Source organism: Yinghuangia sp. ASG 101 (assembly GCF_021165735.1).
In the GTDB taxonomy this organism is placed as follows: domain Bacteria; phylum Actinomycetota; class Actinomycetes; order Streptomycetales; family Streptomycetaceae; genus Yinghuangia.
The window spans coordinates 6,303,266-6,318,240 of sequence record NZ_CP088911.1 but is presented as its reverse complement, the minus strand read 5'-3'; the positions used below and the strand labels follow the sequence as shown (position 1 = coordinate 6,318,240).

At 67.6% G+C, this 14,975-nt stretch carries 16 protein-coding genes; 10 read left to right on the top strand and 6 right to left on the bottom strand.

Annotation, left to right across the window (positions count from 1 at the left end; genetic code table 11):
* Complete coding sequence (locus LO772_RS27020; protein ID WP_231774627.1) at positions 1-336, top strand: YnfA family protein; 336 nt, start codon at positions 1-3, stop codon at positions 334-336.
* Between the two features lie 98 nt (positions 337-434).
* Here LO772_RS27020 and LO772_RS27015 read toward each other — a convergent pair whose 3' ends face one another.
* Entirely contained in the window at positions 435-1,478 is a 1,044-nt protein-coding gene (locus tag LO772_RS27015; protein ID WP_231774626.1) for a flavin-containing monooxygenase, read from the bottom strand.
* A 56-nt stretch (positions 1,479-1,534) separates the two neighbouring features.
* Between LO772_RS27015 and LO772_RS27010 the strand changes: the two genes are divergently transcribed.
* Positions 1,535-1,888: an ArsR/SmtB family transcription factor gene (locus tag LO772_RS27010; protein ID WP_231774625.1), complete on the top strand. Its 354-nt coding sequence runs from the start codon at positions 1,535-1,537 to the stop codon at positions 1,886-1,888.
* Positions 1,889-1,894: 6 nt separating this feature from the next.
* Here the strand turns inward: LO772_RS27010 and LO772_RS27005 are convergent, their stop codons facing one another.
* Complete coding sequence (locus LO772_RS27005; RefSeq protein ID WP_231774624.1) at positions 1,895-2,260, bottom strand: ArsR/SmtB family transcription factor; 366 nt, start codon at positions 2,258-2,260, stop codon at positions 1,895-1,897.
* A 99-nt stretch (positions 2,261-2,359) separates the two neighbouring features.
* On the opposite strand from LO772_RS27005, the gene LO772_RS27000 reads away from it, so the two are divergent.
* Both LO772_RS27000 and LO772_RS26995 read left to right on the top strand, forming a co-directional pair.
* Positions 2,360-3,802, top strand: coding sequence for an FAD-dependent oxidoreductase (locus LO772_RS27000; RefSeq protein ID WP_231774623.1), 1,443 nt, complete (start codon positions 2,360-2,362; stop codon positions 3,800-3,802).
* Entirely contained in the window at positions 3,795-5,075 is a 1,281-nt protein-coding gene (locus tag LO772_RS26995; protein ID WP_231774622.1) for an MFS transporter, read from the top strand. The genes LO772_RS27000 and LO772_RS26995 overlap by 8 nt, the downstream gene beginning before the upstream one ends.
* A 294-nt stretch (positions 5,076-5,369) precedes the next feature.
* Here the strand turns inward: LO772_RS26995 and LO772_RS26990 are convergent, their stop codons facing one another.
* Positions 5,370-5,852 (bottom strand): ArsI/CadI family heavy metal resistance metalloenzyme, encoded by a 483-nt coding sequence (locus tag LO772_RS26990; protein ID WP_231774621.1) that lies wholly within the window; start codon positions 5,850-5,852, stop codon positions 5,370-5,372.
* Between the two features lie 181 nt (positions 5,853-6,033).
* Between LO772_RS26990 and LO772_RS26985 the strand changes: the two genes are divergently transcribed.
* From LO772_RS26985 to LO772_RS26970, 4 genes are all read left to right on the top strand, one after another.
* Positions 6,034-6,393, top strand: a complete 360-nt coding sequence (locus LO772_RS26985) for an ArsR/SmtB family transcription factor (protein ID WP_231774620.1) — start codon at positions 6,034-6,036, stop codon at positions 6,391-6,393.
* Positions 6,394-6,744: 351 nt separating this feature from the next.
* On the top strand, positions 6,745-7,806 hold the full coding sequence (locus tag LO772_RS26980; RefSeq protein WP_231774619.1) for a DUF4238 domain-containing protein: 1,062 nt from the start codon (positions 6,745-6,747) through the stop codon (positions 7,804-7,806).
* Positions 7,766-8,125: an ArsR/SmtB family transcription factor gene (locus LO772_RS26975; protein ID WP_231774618.1), complete on the top strand. Its 360-nt coding sequence runs from the start codon at positions 7,766-7,768 to the stop codon at positions 8,123-8,125. Before LO772_RS26980 ends, LO772_RS26975 begins: the two co-directional genes overlap by 41 nt.
* On the top strand, positions 8,122-8,871 hold the full coding sequence (locus LO772_RS26970) for a methyltransferase domain-containing protein (RefSeq protein ID WP_231774617.1): 750 nt from the start codon (positions 8,122-8,124) through the stop codon (positions 8,869-8,871). Before LO772_RS26975 ends, LO772_RS26970 begins: the two co-directional genes overlap by 4 nt.
* Positions 8,872-9,440: 569 nt before the next feature.
* Here LO772_RS26970 and LO772_RS26965 read toward each other — a convergent pair.
* Positions 9,441-11,288, bottom strand: a complete 1,848-nt coding sequence (locus LO772_RS26965) for an AAA family ATPase (protein ID WP_231774616.1) — start codon at positions 11,286-11,288, stop codon at positions 9,441-9,443.
* Between the two features lie 254 nt (positions 11,289-11,542).
* Between LO772_RS26965 and LO772_RS26960 the strand changes: the two genes are divergently transcribed.
* Positions 11,543-11,755, top strand: a complete 213-nt coding sequence (locus LO772_RS26960; protein ID WP_331717272.1) for an ArsR/SmtB family transcription factor — start codon at positions 11,543-11,545, stop codon at positions 11,753-11,755.
* A gap of 284 nt (positions 11,756-12,039) precedes the next feature.
* Positions 12,040-13,155 carry a three-Cys-motif partner protein TcmP gene (locus LO772_RS26955; protein WP_231779740.1) on the top strand — a complete coding sequence of 372 codons (1,116 nt, stop codon included), beginning with the start codon at positions 12,040-12,042 and terminating at the stop codon, positions 13,153-13,155.
* Here the strand turns inward: LO772_RS26955 and LO772_RS26950 are convergent.
* Together LO772_RS26950 and LO772_RS26945 are read right to left on the bottom strand one after the other, a co-directional pair.
* Entirely contained in the window at positions 13,130-13,885 is a 756-nt protein-coding gene (locus LO772_RS26950; protein WP_231774615.1) for a DUF5131 family protein, read from the bottom strand. The genes LO772_RS26955 and LO772_RS26950 overlap by 26 nt on opposite strands.
* Before the next feature lie 166 nt (positions 13,886-14,051).
* On the bottom strand, positions 14,052-14,816 hold the full coding sequence (locus LO772_RS26945; protein ID WP_231774614.1) for a SpdA protein: 765 nt from the start codon (positions 14,814-14,816) through the stop codon (positions 14,052-14,054).
* Positions 14,817-14,975: the final 159 nt, after the last annotated feature.

The following is a 14,975-nucleotide window of genomic DNA, read 5'->3' as shown; positions in this document are numbered from 1 at the left end:
GTGACCGTCGCCCGATCCCTGGCCTTGTTCCTGCTGGCCGCACTTGCCGAGATCGGTGGCGCCTGGCTGGTGTGGCAGGGGGTCCGCGAGCACCGGGGCTGGATCTGGGTCGGCGCCGGGATCCTCGCGCTGGGTGCGTACGGGTTCGTCGCCACCCTCCAACCCGACGCCGAGTTCGGCCGCATCCTCGCGGCTTACGGCGGGGTCTTCGTTGCGGGCTCGCTCGCCTGGGGCATGGCCTTGGACGGTTACCGGCCCGATCGCTTCGACGTCACGGGTGCCTTGATCTGCCTGGCCGGAGTCGGCGTCATCATGTACGCCCCGCGTGGCGATTGACGCCACGGATGCCGTCGGTGCACACGCCGGACAGGGCCGGGCGGCGCGATGTCCCGGGAGTAGGACGCCAACAGCCAGGACTGCATTGCGTTCGCACCTCAGCCGGTTCCGCGCAGGCGCTTGAGTACGTATCCGGCGTCGCGGGCGGCGCCGCGCAGTGACGCGGAGGACAGGCTGCGCTGCCACTCCAGCCCGACGTAACCGAGACCGGGTACGGCGGTGGAAATCCCGTGTTTGTGCTGGGGTTTGCCGTCGGGGTCGAGGGCGCCGAGGTTGTGCAGGTAGTTCAGGTGGGGGCGGTATCCGGTGGCCAGGATGACCGTGTCGAGGTGTTCGGTGGTGCCGTCGGACCAGGTGACTGTGTCCTCGGCCAGTGTGGTGAACATCGGGCGGTGGTCGGGGTTTCCGGTGGCGAGGGCGGATTTGTAGCGGCCGTCGTCGATGACGGCCATGGTTTGGCCGCCGAGGACGCGGCTCAGCGGGGCGGTGTCGAGGCCGGTCCGCGTCAGCCACCAGTGGAGGTCCTTGCCGAGCGTGCGCTGGCGGAACCACTTGAGCGGGCCGCGGGTTGCCAGCGAGACGCGGGCGACGTCGGCGAGGTCGACGGCGATCTGGACGGCGGAGTTGCCGCCGCCGACGACCACCACGCGGTGGTCTGCGAAGTCCTTCGGGTTGCGGTACTGCGCGGCGTGCAGGACGTGGCCGGCGAATGTGTCGAGCCCCGGCAGCGCTGGGCGGTACGGGTTGCCGAATCCGCCGGTCGCGGCGATGACGATCGGGGCGCGGAAGTCGCCATGTGCGGTGGTCGCGCACAGGGTGCCGTCGGGCTGGCGGGTGACGGAGTCGACGCGGTGGCCGGTGCGTATGTCGGCGTCGAGTGCGGCGGCGTACTCCCGCAAGTAGCCGATGACTTCGTCGCGGCTCGGGTAGCGCTCGGGGTCGCCGGGGAAGGGTCTGTCCGGCAGGGCGGAGTACCGGGCCGGGGAGAACAAGGCGAGGCTGTCGTAGTACGCGGGCCATGAGCCTACGGCTTCGTCGGAGGCTTCGAGGATGATCGGGCGAAGGCCGATGCGGGTGGCGGTGTGGGCGGTGGACAGCCCGGACTGGCCGCCCCCGACAATCAGCAGGTCTGCGGATTCCATGCCGGAACCGTATCATCGTCATGTCGGGAAATGACGAAATGAAGGAGTTGGCTTGTATGAGCGACGCGTCCGAGGGGGCCGCGGTGCAGGTACCGGACCTGGATGAGAGCGGGCGCGATTTCCTCAAGGCGCTCGCGAGCGAGACGCGCCAGCAGGTGATGGCACTGTTCGCCGGTGGGGTGCAGCTCAGCGTCGGCGAGGTCGCCGAGCGTGCGGGCCTGGGGCCGTCCACGGCATCCGAGCATCTGTCGCTACTGAAGCGCGGCGGGTTGCTGGTGTCCGTACGCGAGGGCAAGACCGTTCGCTACCGCGCGGATGCGACGATGATCGCGGCGCGGCTGGACGGGCTCAAGGCGTACTTGACGCTGTGCTGCCCGCCGAGCGACTGCTCGAACAGCGGGTGTTCCTGAGCCCGCTCAGCCGCAGTCGCCGGCCGTGGTGCGGCAGGCGTCCAAGCCCTCAGGGGTGGACGAGGCGAGGGTCGCGAGCAGGCGCATCGGGGTGACCAGGGCCTCGCAGCACAGGGCGTAGATGTTGGCGCGTCCACGCGGAGTCACGGTCACCAGGCCCTGGTCGCGCAGCGGCGCGAGGTGGTGGCTGACGAGGGTCTGCCCCATACCCGTGGCCTCGGTCAACTCCCGGACGGTATGGGGGCGTTCGGCGAGCAGGAGGACGAGGGTGAGGCGGTTCTCGTCGCCGAGCGCCTTGAGGAGCGGCGCGAGCGTGCGCGCCCGGCCCGCAGCGGTCTCCGGTTCCAGAAGTTCGATGTCCAGCGTCGTCATGACCCCATTGTGCCACAGCACATGTTGGCATCAACAGCATCTGCTGTTTATAGTTGCCATCGTTGTCGAACCCCGCTTTCGGATACGAGGAGTCATGCCATGACCGCAGCACAGGATCCCGACCGGACCGAGCTGCCCGTCGTCGTGATCGGAGCCGGCCCGATCGGGCTGGCCACCGCCGCGCACCTGCTGGAGCGCGGCGTCGAGCCGCTCGTCCTGGAAGCGGGCCACAGCGTCGGCGCGGCGATCCAGGAGTGGGGCCACGTACGGCTGTTCTCCCCCTGGCAGTACAACACCGACGCGGCGGCATGCCGCCTCCTCGAACCGACCGGCTGGACCGCACCGCCCGCCGATGAGCTGCCGACCGGCGCCGAGTTCGTCCGCGACTACCTCGCCCCGCTCGCCGCCACCACGCAGCTCGCCCCACGGATCCGGACGAACACGCGTGTGACCGCGGTATCGCGGCGCGGAATCGACAAGACGCGCACCATCGGCCGCGAGGAACACCCCTTGTTCGTACGGACCGTCGGTGCGGACGGCGAGGTGCGCGACATCGAGGCCCGCGCCGTCGTCGACGCCTCGGGCACGTGGGGCCGCGCGAACCCCCTCGGCGGCTCCGGCCTGGCGGCGGTCGGCGAGGCGCAGGCCGCCCCGCACCTGACCGGAGCGCTGCCCGACGTGCTCGGCCGCGACCGCGCCCGGTTCGCCGGGAAGCACGCGCTGGTCGTGGGCATGGGCCACTCTGCCGCGAACACCCTGCTCTCCCTCGTCGAACTCGCCGAAGCCGAGCCGGACACGCGCATCACCTGGGCGGTGCGCGGCGCGTCGGTCGCCCGACTGTACGGAGGCGGCGACGCGGACGGCCTGCCCGCGCGTGGGGCGTTGGGGTCGCGGGTGAAGCAGGCCGTGGAGGCAGGCGTCATCACCCTGGTGCGCAGCTTCACGATCACGAAGTTCGAGACACCGCAAGGAAGTTCAGGTCCGGTTGAGGTCATCGGCAGCACCCCGGACGGTTCGCGGGTGATCGCGGCGGACCTGGTGGTCGCTGCCACGGGCTTCCGCCCCGACTTGGACATGCTGCGCGAAGTCCGCCTGGAGATCGACCCGGGCACCGAGGCCCCGGTCAAGCTCGCGCCGATGATCGACCCCAACTTCCACAGCTGCGGCACCGTACCCCCGCACGGCGAACGCGAACTCGCCCACCCCGAGCAGAACTTCTACATTGCGGGCATGAAGAGCTACGGCCGCGCGCCGACGTTCCTGATGGCCACCGGCTACGAACAGGTCCGCTCGATCGCCGCCGCGATCGCCGGCGACCGCGCCGCAGCCGACGAAGTCCAACTCGAACTCCCGGAAACCGGCGTCTGCTCCACCAGCCTGCCCGGCCAGGGCGGCGCGGAGAGCTGCGGCGGCACCGCCGCCGAGCCCGCCGAGGCGTCCTGCTGCGCCCCCGCCGCACCCGAACCGGTCGTGATCGGCCTCGGGTTCGCGACCGGCCGCCCGAACGGACTCGCCGGCGCCCTCGAACGAGGCGATGCCTGACCCCGACGCGGCCGAGGCAGAAAGGCGGGCGCCGCTGACGACGATCACCGCGCCCGCCGCCCCGCCCAAGTCCGCGGACGACACCGCCCGGCCGCAACTGCGCACCGTCCTGGCCGCGCTGTGCGTCACCGAGATCACCAGTTGGGGCATCCTCTACTACGCGTTCCCCGTACTCGCACCCGCCATCAAGGACGACACCGGCTGGTCCGCCCCGGCCACCGCCGCCGCGTTCTCCGCCGCGCTGGTCGTCGCCGCCATCGGCGGCATCCCCCTCGGCCGACTGCTGGACCGCCACGGCCCGCGCACCGCGATGACCGCCGGATCGGTCCTGGCCTCCGCAGCCGTCGTCGGCGTCGCACTCGCACCGAACCTGCCGTGCTTCGCCGCCGCGTGGCTGCTCGCGGGCGTCGCGATGTCCGCGGTGCTCTACCAGCCCGCGTTCGCCGCCCTGACCCGCTGGTACGGGCCACGGCACCTGGCCGCGCTCACCACCGTCACCCTCGTCGCGGGACTCGCCAGCACCGTCTTCGCGCCACTCACCGACTTCCTCGCCGGCCACTTGTCCTGGCGCGGCGTCTACCTCGTCCTCGCCGCGGTGCTCGCCGTGGTCACCATCCCCCTCCACGCGTTCGCCCTGCGACGACCATGGCCGCCTGCACCCGCCCCGACGCGCCACGAACACGCGAGCGCGGACACCCGGTCCGTCATCCGCAGCCGCCCCTTCATCCTCCTCGTGGCGGCCCTGACCACCGCGTCTTTCGCGATGTTCGCCGTTCTGATCAACCTCGTACCGCTGCTCACCGAACGCGGCGCAACCAGCACAACCGCCGCCTGGGCACTCGGACTCGGCGGAGCCGGACAGGTCGCCGGACGCCTCGGCTACGCGGCACTCGTACGATCGACCACCGTGCGCACGCGCACCTTCACCGTCCTCGCCGCGCTGGCCGCAACCACGATCGCGCTCACCCTCATCCCCGGACCCGTCTGGCTCCTGGTCACTGTTGCCGTTCTCGCCGGAACGGCCCGCGGCATCGCCACCCTCGTCCAGGCCACCGCCGTCACCGAACGCTGGGGGCCGTCGATGTACGGCACCCTCTCCGGCATCCTCGCCGCACCCGTCACCGCAGCAGGCGCCATCGCCCCCTTCGCCGGCGCGGCACTCGCCGGACCCCTCGGCGGTTACCCCCACATGTTCGCTGCCCTCGCGGCTGTCGCCGCCCTCGGCGCACTGCTCGCGCTCGGCAGCATTCCCCGTCACGACAGAGCGCCATGACCCCGCGTGCATCGCCACGGTTCGCTGCGCATCAGCGTCGGCCATTCCTCCTCTGCGGTCGCTCGTGAGGGCAGCCGTCATGTAGGGGCAGGCGGCGCATCAGCGTTCGGCTGCGCGCGCCGCCGCCCACCCAGCTTCGATGCGATCCCGGGTATATCGGCACTCCGGCAGCGATCCCCTCACCACCTCGAACCGGCGTCCACCATCTTGATTCAACATTGCTGTTGGGCGGGAAGGGTGCACAGGCCCGCGACGTATTCGTCGCGGGCCTGTGATGGATCGGTCGAGATTGGATCAGCAGCAACCGCCGCCGGCGGGCTGGAGCGTAAGGGGCTGGCCGACTGCCGCGGTCTCACCGGAGACGCCTGAGGGGAGGCAGCAGGCGCTGCCCTCCTCGCGCGGGAGTTGGTCGGCGTCGGCCTTGACGACGTAGACCTCCCACGGCTCGGCGCCGGGGCCGTGGACCCAGACCTTGTCCTGGACGGCGTAGCAACAGGTGGTGTCGTTCTCCTCGACCGTGGCCAAGCCGGCGTCGCCGAGGCGGGTCGTGGCGGCGGCGACCTGATCGGTGGTCTCGACCTCGACGCCAAGGTGGTCCATCACTGTGGGCTCGCCGTCCTGGCCCTGAATGAGGACGAGCTTGAGGGGCGGCTCGGCGATGGCGAAGTTGGCGTAGCCGTCGCGGAGCTTGGCCGGTTCGGTGCCGAACAGCTTGGAGTAGAACGCGATCGAGGCGTCGAGGTCGGCGACGCGCAGGGCGAGCTGAACGCGGGACATGGCGGATCCTCCTGAGGAGTCGGGTGACGTCGCGGCTGACCGGAACGCGCCGCAGGCTGTGGCGGTCTGGTGGCGAGGCAGGCGCGTACGCGCTTCGTGCTGATCATGCCTGCGACCTGATTCGACGTCTGTCTATGTCTTCGAGCTTGCCTCTGTAATCGACGAATGTCAATATTGACGCATGTCGAATATGCGAGAGCTTCCCGTTCTGGAGACCACGTCGGCCGTGCCGTGCTGCGCGCCGCTGGTGCGCGAGCCGCTGACTGCGCCCGACTCGGAGCGTCTGGCCGCGATGTTCAAGGCCCTCGGCGACCCGGTGCGCCTGCGGCTGTTCTCGATGGTCGCCTCGCATGAAGGCGGCGAGGCGTGCGTGTGCGACATCCAGGACGTCGGGGTCTCGCAACCCACCGTCAGCCACCACCTCAAAAAGCTTCGCGAGGCCGGCCTCGTCACCTCCGAGCGGCGCGGCTCATGGGTCTTCTACAAAGTCGTCCCAGAAGCCATGGCCGCACTCGCGGGACTACTGGGACAAAAGGGGTGAAAGCGGAGGTCGCACGTCTGCTGTCGCCCGGCATCCGCCACGACTGATCTGTGCGCACGGGCGCGCTTGGCGTCAGACGCATGATGGGCGTTCTTGCCGACCCGCCGCACCTGTGGATTGTCGAACCGCTGAGCGATGAACCCTGCGCACTCCATACCCCGATCGAAGCGACCGGCTCCAAGGCGACCGACTTGTCCGACTGCGCGACGCCCCGTCGTCCATCGGACCGGGGAAATCCCCCGCGCCTTGACCGTGACACGCCTACCGTCAACGCATGACGCTTCATCCCGCGCCCCGCTGCTGCCGCAAGCGGCTGGGACGCCTCGCACGGTTCAGTGCAGGTGCTCGCCAGTGACAACCAACGACCACACCGTGCCCCAGATGTACCTGCGCCGGTTCGCGGCCCATCGGCCGGGCGCGAAAGGCCACTTCACACGGGCGCGCCACGTGACCGCGATGGACAAACCCTTCCTGGTGAATGTCCGCAACGTCGCATCGAAGAAGGGCTTCCACCGCGGCGTTGGTGCCGACGGCGTCGAACACGACGACACCGAAAAGATCATGACGCGCATCGAGACTGCCGCAGCCCCCGTGCTCAGCACCATCCTCGATGACCAGCGGCACGCCCTCATCCCACGCTGGCCCCTGCGCACGCCCGAGCGGATGCGCCTGGCGTGGCTGATCGCCGCGCAACTGCTCCGCACCAAGCGCCAGCGGCGCCGCGTCAATCACCTGATCAGCACCGCGGGCGGCGAAACCCTGCCCGCACCCGGCAACGTCAAGTCGTTCGCGGCGAACAACCCGCACCTGCACTACATAGCCGAGAACCTCGGGGTGCTCGCCGCCGTGATCCACGCACGGCCGTGGGGTCTCGGCTTCAGCTCCGCATGCCTGGCCACCGGCGACACGCCTGCCGTCATCCTCAACGGCCACGACGCCCCCGACCAACTGGCCGCCGCCGCGTACTGGGACATCGTGCTGCCCCTGGACCCGCACCGGGTCCTGATCCTCCCGGGAATCGGCATGCGCGACCACCCGGCCAAACACAACGATCACCGGCTGACGCTTCCGGGCGGAATCGGACTGATGCTCCCGCAGGTCGCCTACGACGCAGCCGACAGCCAGGTCTTCCAGCACCCCGACCACGACCCGTTCCGGCTGCTGCTTCCCGACGGACCCCGACTCCCCGAACCCGACCAGGACACCGGAGACGGTCTCGGGCCGCAGTACCTGATCACCTACGACGCCCTCCCACCGCACCTGACCATCGACCGGCGTTGGGTCACCGAGCACGCTCCCAGGCCGCCGGCAACCGAGGGGCCGTCTCAACCCCCTTCCATGGGGGAACTCAATCGCCTATCGTCGATTATCGATGAAAGACGAAGTGGCGCACCCCCGGACGCTCGACGCTGACACGGCCGCAACCTACGCCGCGTGGTTCAAGGCGCTCGCCGACCCGACCCGGATCCGCCTGGTCAACCTCCTTGCCGTGGAGCGCCGCCCGATGAGTGTCGGCGAGATCGTCGAACGCTCCGAAGTCGGCCAGTCAACGGTCTCCCATCACCTCAAACTGCTGGCCGAGGTCCGGTTCGTCCTTGCCGACAAGCGGGGCACCGCGACGTACTACCACGTCAACGAGAACTGCCTGTCCTGCTTCCCCAGCGCCGCCGACGCCGTCATGGGCCACGCCGCCCCCGACCCGTCCGCCGTCCCCTGCGAGGAGCCACCATGAGCAGCGATGACCCCACCACCAAGAACGAAGCCGTCGACCACGTACGCGACCGCTACGCCGCCGCGGCCTCTCGGATTGCGTCCGGCGAGATTCTGATCGACCCGTGTGCCACACCGGTGTTCGGTTCCGGTCTGTACGACAGCTCCGAGCCGCTGGAAGCGATCCCTGCCGGCGCGGCACAGGCAAGCCTCGGCTGCGGCAACCCTCTCGCAGTGGCCGACCTGAACGCCGGAGAGACGGTTCTCGACCTCGGCTGCGGCGGTGGCATAGACGTCCTGCTGTCCGCCCGTCGCGTCGGCCCCACCGGTCGCGCGCTCGGCCTCGACATGACCGACGAGATGCTCGACTTGGCCCGCCGCCACGCCACTGAAGCAGGCTTGGAGAACGTGCAGTTCCTCAAAGGCCGCATCGAAGAGATCCCGCTCCCGGACGCATCCGTCGACGTCGTGATCTCCAACTGCGTCATCACGCTCTCCACCGACAAACCGCGCGTCTTCCGCGAGATCGCCCGCGTCCTCAAGCCCGGGGGCCGTCTCGGCATCAGTGACCTGATCGCCCACTCCGACGCCACCCGCACCCTCGACGTCGACCCCACCGGCTGCGGCACCGCCGCCGTCCCCACCGACGAGTACGAGGCGCAACTCACGGCGGCCCGGCTGACCAGCATCACCATCACCCCGACCCACCAGGCCGGACCGGGCCTCACCGCAGCCATCGTCCGAGCCCACCGACCGGCGGAAACGTGACTGCCCCGCCCTCCTCGCCCCTACCACCCAAACATCGCGGCGTGCTCCGCAAGCACGCCGAAAGGGTCCGCACGATCTACCGGGCCGGCAGCGCCACGTTCGAACCACAGGCTCGACTGGCCCATGTTCGACAGATACAAGCTCCCCGACTATCGCCATGTCGCCCTCGGCACTGACGGCCGCGTGCTCGGACGGACCGCTGGCTACACCGTCTCCGACCGCTGCGTCCAGGAGGCCAGCGACATGTGTTTACCCCCCAGAACCTACGGCCCACTCGCACGACAAGGCCAAGAATGACTGACTAGTTGGCTTGAGTGTTTTTTGTCAGTGCTCCCGGGCAGTATGGCGAGCAGGAAGGAGGCATGATGTCCCACAGTTCGCAACGTCCTGATCAGGCACTCACACCTCCGAACGGCTGTCGATGGTGCGGTGTCGGCCAGTACGAGCATGCCCAGCGCTGGATGCCGGAGGTGGGTTGGCACGAATGGGCGGCACCCACCGATGAACAGCGCAAGGCACGCATGAAAGCCCGTCGGCGGAAGGCCCCAGGAAGCCCACCGCACATGGCCCTAGCCGTCTGCTAGCACCCGAAGCGCGTCGAAGATGTCCCTGAGTTCCTCCGGAATGTCCTCGGGGCCGTCCAACGCGCCGGCCAGATCACTCATCATCTGGGGCTTGCCCCCGGGCCCCTGCAAACTGGCGTTCTGAAGCAGTTGTTGAACACGCGAGCTGAACTTGCCGCTGCCGCGGAGGCCGTCGAAGTCTGCCGCTTCCCACGCGACATCTTTCGGCCAGATTTTGTTCGCGACCTTGGCCCAGACAGTCGACTCGAACAGTTCCTCCAGTTCGGCTGCCTGGTTCTCGATACCCACGTACTTCACGATCTTCGAGTACTCGGCGCCCAACATCTGCTTCAACCTGTCGACCTTGAAGAGAGACAAGTTCTGACTGTCGGCGTCGACCACGAGCGCCACGGAACGCTTGTGCTTGACGAGATAGCGCGCCAGATGCAGCGCTCCCTCATTGTTGCCACACGCCCACAACGCGATCCCGGCCGCTTGCAGAGACAAGCCGGTGGCCATCCGGAACAGCGCCGGGAACGCTTGTTGCTCGGTTTCCCCTTCCACTGCTAGAAAGCAGCGCTCGTGGAGCAGCACGGTGTTCCGGAGACCAACCGACGCCGCGATCCGGGCGAGATGCCCGTCGGTCTCGTCGTGCGTGTCCGCACCGAGCCGTTCGACGACAGTGCGGTCGTCGACCAGTTTGAGGTGCACCACGTCGTCGATATCGACGCCGTCGATGAGGTTCATCGAGTGAGTCGCCACCACCACGCGGACGTTCGGAACGCTGCTTTGGTCGCGAATAAGGCGCATGATCTTGCGCTGGTGCCCGTAGTCCAGATGGGTGTCCGGCTCGTCATAGACGACGATGGTCTGCACAGGCGGTTCCGGGGCATCTGCCTCAGACAAGTCGTCCACGTTCGGCTGTACGGCACCGTCGTCGACCAGCAGTTCGTTGTTCCACTCCCACACCGCCAACAGCACGCGCCGTGAACTGCCCAACCCCGATCGATCCAGGCCGACCGGCTCTCCGGAGACCTTCGCAATGCGAATCGGGGTCCCTACCAGCCCGGATTTGAACGACACATCGGGGTTCACCTCGACGTGCGCCAAGTCCGGGCAGCGGCTGCGGATGTGATCGACCAACGACTTCGCATCCACGCGCAAGAGATCTTGGACCTCGTCCTCGATCTCCCTGAGTTTGCCCTGCAATGCCTCGTCGGCCATATGGGCTTCGTAGCGACCGGACAGAGCAGTCCGCACAGCCTTGTCGGGTGTGGTGTCACGACCATCGAAGGCCAGGATACGCGGCAGCCGCTTCGCCACCGACGCGGGCAGCCCGACCCATCCCGGATCCCCGGAATTCGCCTTGGCATACGTGCTGAGTGCGTCGATCAAATCCGGCTTCTTCAACGACGCGGGACTCAGCTCAAGATCATTGACAAGGTCCTTGAGCTGTCCGACGACGAGCTTGGACAGGTCACCACGGAGCCGCTCGTCGTTCGGCACCGGCAAGAGACACTGCCACACGGGATCCGCGTCGCCCGTGATGTATCGCCGCACCGCGAGCTCATGCGGCAGATTGAACGCTGCCTGCTCCCACTCGTCGAGCGTGAACTCGCCCTGGACCCACGTCTCGTCGCAGCGTTTCGATGCTGCGGCCTCGCCAGGCACGGTCAGGTAAGTGCGGTCGTCATCGATCAGGTGGTACGCCCCGAGGAGAAACGCGAGCGCGTGTACTACAGCGCTCTTACCGCCATCGTTCTGTCCGGCGAGGATCGTTGGGCCGCTGATGGGGATCCCGCGTACCTCGCCAAGGCACCGAAAACCCGCCACGCTCATGCTGTTGAGGTGCAAAGCGAACGTCGCTCCGTTCCATCTGCGTCATCGGGCTGACCTGCGCCACCTCGATGTCCCACCGTCAGTCACCGGGGATGTCACGCAGCCCCAGGACTCCCCTGCGTACCATGCTAGTTCCTCCCGCCATTCGGTTGGCCGGCTTTTCGGAAGGTTGTTGCTGCGCGGCACGAGGCATGACCAATCACAGCGTCGTGTCGACGCCGCTCGTTCGGGAGCCGCCCGTCGCACCCGACGCGGAGCGGCGGGCTGCCATGTGTGAGGCGCTTGGCGACTCCATGCGCCTGCGGCTGTTCTCGATGGTTGCGTCGCACGAGGGTGGTGAGTCGTGCGTCTGCGACGTCCGGGACGTCGGGGTCTTGCGGCCGACCGTCAGCAACTACCTCAAGAAGCTGCGCGGGTCTCTCGTCACATCCGAACGGCGCGGCACATGGGTCTTCTATGAGTTGTCCCGGAGGCCGTGGTAGCCCTCGCGGGAATGCTGGAACAGAAGTAGTGGCCGTCGAAGGGGTTCGCCGAGGGTGCGTCTGATCTGGTCTGGCCCGCGCGCCGGTTCATCGAGCACGAGGTGCATCGTCACGCATACGCCCGCGGGACGAAGAACAGGCACGAACTTGCGCGGGCTTGCTCGCCGGCAACGAAACCGCCCCATCGGGGCCCTGGCAATCGACGGGGACCCTGGTGCATTCTTCGGGATCAACTGCACAATGGATTTCGCTTGCTGTCAGTTCGTGACGAACCGGGGGCGCAGGTGGGGGTTCTCTGGCCGCTAGAACCAGCGACGGCTGCCAAACATCGGCTCTATAAGCGGTATTTCGACGCCTGGTGGCCCGTGTTGCTCCAACCGGCACGCAGCGGCTTCCGCCGTCCGAAAGTGACGCTGCTCGACGCCTTCGCAGGCCCTGGCCGTTACGAGGGCGGGGAAGAGGGCTCCCCGGTCTTCACGCTTGACCGCCTCCTACACCACACCGCCCGCGACCGGATGCGGCTGAGCCGTGACCGCGTCCAACTGATCTTCGTGGAGAAGGACCGAGCCCGCTACAAGCACCTCCTCGGCGAACTCGAATCACGTTTCGGGTCGCTCGAATCTCTGCCCGTCCGCGTGGAGGTGCGTCACGGGGAGGCGGGGCGCGACAGCGGCGCGTTGCTCACAGAGCTCAACGCCTGGGGGCACCCCATACTCGCGATCTTCGACAGTTGGGGGAACGTCAACGTCCCCCTGACGCTCATGCGCCAAATAGCGCAGAACCCGTCGAGCGAGGTCATCACGACGTTCGGACCGAACTGGTTCAGCCGCCGCGACCAACTCGACAGCGATGTCCTGGATGCGGTGTTCGGCGGGCGCGAGCACTGGACACCGGCCGAAGCGGAGCAACGCCCCGATGAGCGATGGAGGGTGTGGCTGCACACCTATCGCGAGTCACTGCACCGGGCTGGCTTTCCTTACCGGCTGCAGTTCGAAGTGGTCCCGAAGACCGGCCAACCGCTGTACCTCGTCTTCGGAACGGGCCATGAGAAGGGCGTCGACGCGATGAAGGACGCCATGTGGGACGTCGACGGCGACGACGGCATGGCATTCAGAGACCCGCGTACCCGTAAGGCTGTGGCCGAAGGACAACAGCCCTTGTGGGGCCCGGTCGGGGAGATCGACCCCGAGCTTCGCGAACTCGTAATGCAGCGTTTGGCCCAAGGCGAGACCACGCTGGAGCAGTTGGGACGCTGGCTGCTCCGAGAGACGGCGCGCTGGCGGGTACGCGACGCACGAAAGTCCGTGCAATCTCTCAAAGATGAAGGACTGGTGGCGATCGCGGGTTCCGGCCGACTCACTGCACAAACCGTCGTCAGACCGCGCCGACGACGGAGCTGACCGGCATCTCGTTCCAGGTGACACCGTCGAGTTCGCGCCCATTGGCCTTCGGTGTGCGGCCACCCCACTGTTTGAAGAAGAACGCCACGTCGTCAGCCTCACATGCGTCCCGGATCGCGGACACCCACGCCGGGTCCATCACACGATGCCCCGCGCCGGACTCGCCGCCCGCGATCACCCAGTGAATCCCGTCCAGATTCAGGTTCGGCAGCGGGCCCAGCAGAGGTTCGCAGCTGAGGAACCGCACAGCGGCCGGCACATGACGCAGGTCGTCGATGCGGTACATGGCCGCCTGGTCTTCCACCGAGACTCCCATCCACACGTTGGGTGGCCAATCGATGCCCGGGGCAAGCCGCCGCAGGCGCCGCGACCTCTTCGTCAGCACCTGGTACGTGTGCTGAGGGGTCTCCGCCATGACCTGAAAAACTTTGCGGATGAACCGAGGTGGGACGCGTGCGTGGAAAAGGTCGGACATCGAATTCACGAAGACCGTACGCGGCGTCTTCCATGACTTGGGGACTGTCAACGCTGACGGATGCACACTAAGGGCGAACCCAGGGCCTGAGCTCCGGGGATCCCCGTCGTTCTGGTACTTGACCGCCCCCATCGCCTTGAGCCGCTTTGCGAGTGTGAGGGCATAACAGTTGTCGCAACCCGCCGAGATACGGTCACATCCTGTCGTCGGATTCCACGTCGCCTCGGTCCACTCGATGCTGCTGCGATCAGCCACGATGGGCCCTCCCGATGACCTCGAATGCCGCATCGCCGGATGCGACGCGGCGGCTCTGCACGAACCTTTCAACGGATCAGCGGTCCGGCAGATACGCAGATCAAACCTGTCTCGCTCACGTGTTCGAGTCAAGACCCTCCTGCTCCCGCACACCTTCCGTGCGAACTCAACGTTCGATGCTGCGGCTTGCCCCAGAAGGGGGGCGACCCCCCACCCTGATCAATGCCACAAGTTGCCTGGACCGACCGGCGCCGACACGAAGCTCCTTGCGCAGACTCTCAGCCGAGATCGGACGCCGGTGCTCCTGCCAGTGCCGCAGATCGGCAGCCCTTGCAAGCGCAAGCAGATTGTCCTCCGCAGGGTCAGCGCTCGTTGGCAGAACCGGCGAGAAAGGCGTCTCAGCGGCTTCTTGATCTGCTTTCAGTAGATCCTTGCCACGGCTCGCTTCACACACAGTCACGTTCACGCATGACCACGGCTCGTCACCTGACTGGCGGTTCAGCACTTCCAGCAAGCCGGGGCCGACCTCTGCCCAGCCGATGAGCAGCAACGGCCCAACGGCGTCGAAGGCGGCCCGCCCATAGTGCTGCGTGATCAACGGTTCGGCGACGTTCAGCGCGAGCGTCATCACGCTGGAGAAGACCAGGAGGCGTCGTGCCGGCAGGATCACGGTGGCGTCTGCGCCATCAAGCACGAGCCGTCGGATCGCAAGCAGGAGCCCGAGGATGGACAGGTCGACGGCCGGTGCGACGAGGGGTGCGACCCAGGGGAGTACGCCGAGACGCAGCGCGAGGGCCCAGACGTTGCCGAAGCCGAAGAGGAAGGTCAGGCCGACGACGGCGCCCATGATCAGGGTGACTGCGCGGACCGCGGAGTCCCGGTGTTCGCGGGCGTCGGCTGCGTGAATCGAGGGTGCGATTGCGGTCGTCATCACAGCACCGCAATCTGCTGCGCGCCTCGCGACATGGCATGTGTGTAGTGTTCGAGTCCCCCCTCGGACACGACGAGATCTCCATATCGTGAGCGTCGGGATCAATCTCGACGGTCACGGTGTGGAGATTTTTTGCGTAGGTGAGCTTCACACCGAGCT

Bases quoted from the DNA above. Each gene is read 5' to 3' on its own strand.
- LO772_RS27015 (WP_231774626.1), bottom strand. From the start codon at position 1,478: ATGGAATCCGCAGACCTGCTGATTGTCGGGGGCGGCCAGTCCGGGCTG.
- LO772_RS27010 (WP_231774625.1), top strand. From the start codon at position 1,535: ATGAGCGACGCGTCCGAGGGGGCCGCGGTGCAGGTACCGGACCTGGAT.
- LO772_RS27005 (WP_231774624.1), bottom strand. From the start codon at position 2,260: ATGACGACGCTGGACATCGAACTTCTGGAACCGGAGACCGCTGCGGGC.
- LO772_RS27000 (WP_231774623.1), top strand. From the start codon at position 2,360: ATGACCGCAGCACAGGATCCCGACCGGACCGAGCTGCCCGTCGTCGTG.
- LO772_RS26995 (WP_231774622.1), top strand. From the start codon at position 3,795: ATGCCTGACCCCGACGCGGCCGAGGCAGAAAGGCGGGCGCCGCTGACG.
- LO772_RS26990 (WP_231774621.1), bottom strand. From the start codon at position 5,852: ATGTCCCGCGTTCAGCTCGCCCTGCGCGTCGCCGACCTCGACGCCTCG.
- LO772_RS26985 (WP_231774620.1), top strand. From the start codon at position 6,034: ATGTCGAATATGCGAGAGCTTCCCGTTCTGGAGACCACGTCGGCCGTG.
- LO772_RS26975 (WP_231774618.1), top strand. From the start codon at position 7,766: ATGAAAGACGAAGTGGCGCACCCCCGGACGCTCGACGCTGACACGGCC.
- LO772_RS26970 (WP_231774617.1), top strand. From the start codon at position 8,122: ATGAGCAGCGATGACCCCACCACCAAGAACGAAGCCGTCGACCACGTA.
- LO772_RS26960 (WP_331717272.1), top strand. From the start codon at position 11,543: ATGTGTGAGGCGCTTGGCGACTCCATGCGCCTGCGGCTGTTCTCGATG.
- LO772_RS26945 (WP_231774614.1), bottom strand. From the start codon at position 14,816: ATGACGACCGCAATCGCACCCTCGATTCACGCAGCCGACGCCCGCGAA.